Genomic DNA, 2,022 nt, shown 5'->3' with positions numbered 1-2,022 from the left:
TAGCAGATTAGATACTAATTTTTATTTTTAGTTTTGAAGAAAAAAAGCAATGATAGTTTTCGATTCCATCAAAAAATACAGCGAGATGTTCAGTAATAAAACGCTGCATCCGCTCATCAACATTGTTGATTTGAACAAGTCGGAGCCATTGCCTCGACCCAAATTTACTATCAATTTTTACGCTATCATAATCAAAGACTCCAAATGCGGAGATTTACGATACGGCAATCAGTATTATGACTACGACGAAGGCACGCTTGTTTTTTTTAGTCCAAATCAGATAATTTCGAGCGAACCCTTAGGTGAATTACATCAGCCTTTTGGCATTGCTCTCGTGTTTCATCCTGACTTTATTGCTGGCACGAGTTTGGGCAAGCAAATCCATGAATATACTTTCTTTGGTTACCAGTCCAATGAGGCTTTGCACCTTTCAGAAAAAGAAAGAAATGTGGTGAATCAATGCTTCGAAAACATTTCAACCGAAATTGGCCAAAACATTGACCGGCACAGTAAAAAATTGATTATTGCCAACCTCGAATTATTATTAAAATACTGCAATCGTTTCTACGACCGCCAGTTTATTACCCGTGAAAATATCAATCAAGGCATCATTGAGCGATTTGAAACATTGCTCAATGAATATATCTTTAGCGAAAAACTAAAAACAGACGGGCTGCCTTCGGTGGCATATTTTGCAGATGAATTGCACCTTTCGGCCAATTATTTTGGAGATTTAATCAAGAAAGAAACGGGCAAATCGGCACTCGATTTTATTCATCTCAGGCTGTTAGAAGTTGCCAAAGAAAAGATATTAGATACCACCAAATCAATCAGCGAAGTAGCTTTCGATTTGGGCTTTAAATACCCCCAACACTTTACAAGACTTTTCAAGCAAAAAGTTGGGGTTAGTCCATTAGAATATCGAGGTTTGAATTGAGTTTACAAACCCGTAGCTTTTTCTTGAGCTTCGGTGTATCTTGCTCCTACTACTTTTACAGCCTCCGATGCCTTCGTTAATTCATCAAGTTCTGCTGCCGAAAGTTGAACGTTGACGGCACCAATGTTTTCAGTCAAACGGTGCAGTTTCGTAGTTCCCGGAATCGGAACCGTCATAGGGTTTCGTGCCAAAACCCAAGCGAGTGCAATTTGTGCATTAGTAGCATTATGTTTTTGTGCGAAACCTGCAATAACATCAACCAATGCCTTGTTGGCAATGCGTGCTTCCTCAGTAAATCTTGGAATTATCGCACGAATATCTTGTGGCTCAAACTTACGATTTTCGTCAATCGTACCTGTAAGAAAACCCTTTCCGAGTGGACTAAATGGCACGAAACCGATACCTAATTCTTCGATAGTTGGAATGATTTCAGTTTCGTGATTACGAGTCCAGAGTGAGTATTCACTTTGCAAAGCCGAAACTGGTAAAACCGCATGAGCTTTACGAATAGTATTTGCTCCAGCTTCTGAAAGACCAAAATACTTCACTTTTCCAGCTTGAATCAACTCTTTTACTGTTCCTGCTACATCTTCGATAGGAATTTTAGGGTCAACTCGGTGCTGATAGAGTAAATCTATGCACTCAACCCCTAATCTTTTCAAAGAAGCATCCACTACCTTATGGATATTTTCTGGGTGAGAATTTACACCCACCATTTTCCCATCTTGAATATCAAAACCAAACTTTGTGGCTATAATAACTCCCTGATTTTTGAAAGGCTTTAGGGCTTCGCCAACAATTTCTTCGTTATCATACGGCCCATAAACTTCGGCAGTATCAAAAAAAGTAACTCCCTGCTCAACAGCATTTCTGATTAAATTTATCGAATCTTCTTTCGGAGGAAAAGGAGCATACGAAAAGCTCATACCCATACAACCCAACCCAATTGCTGATACTTCAAGACCCTGATTTCCTAATTTTCCTTTTTGCATATTTTTCGTTTTTTTTATATCAACAAAGTTCTGAATCTTGACGAAAGTTCTATAACTGATTTCAAACAGATTCTTACAAAAATCAAATAAAAA

General features: G+C 38.4%; 2 protein-coding genes. One reads left to right on the top strand and one right to left on the bottom strand.

Annotation, left to right across the window (positions count from 1 at the left end):
• The first annotated feature begins 49 nt into the window (after positions 1-49).
• The gene (locus ACOVO2_RS25375) at positions 50-937 is read left to right on the top strand and encodes a helix-turn-helix domain-containing protein (RefSeq protein WP_421772665.1); all 888 of its coding nucleotides are present in this window, start codon (positions 50-52) and stop codon (positions 935-937) included.
• 2 nt (positions 938-939) lie between these two features.
• Here ACOVO2_RS25375 and ACOVO2_RS25370 read toward each other — a convergent pair whose 3' ends face one another.
• The gene (locus ACOVO2_RS25370; RefSeq protein ID WP_421772666.1) at positions 940-1,929 is read right to left on the bottom strand and encodes an aldo/keto reductase; all 990 of its coding nucleotides are present in this window, start codon (positions 1,927-1,929) and stop codon (positions 940-942) included.
• Positions 1,930-2,022 lie beyond the last annotated feature (93 nt).

The organism is Emticicia sp. (assembly GCF_049241225.1).
GTDB lineage: Bacteria > Bacteroidota > Bacteroidia > Cytophagales > Spirosomataceae > Emticicia.
The sequence above is the reverse complement of the archived record's forward strand: the minus strand, read 5'-3'. Positions and strand labels throughout refer to the sequence as shown.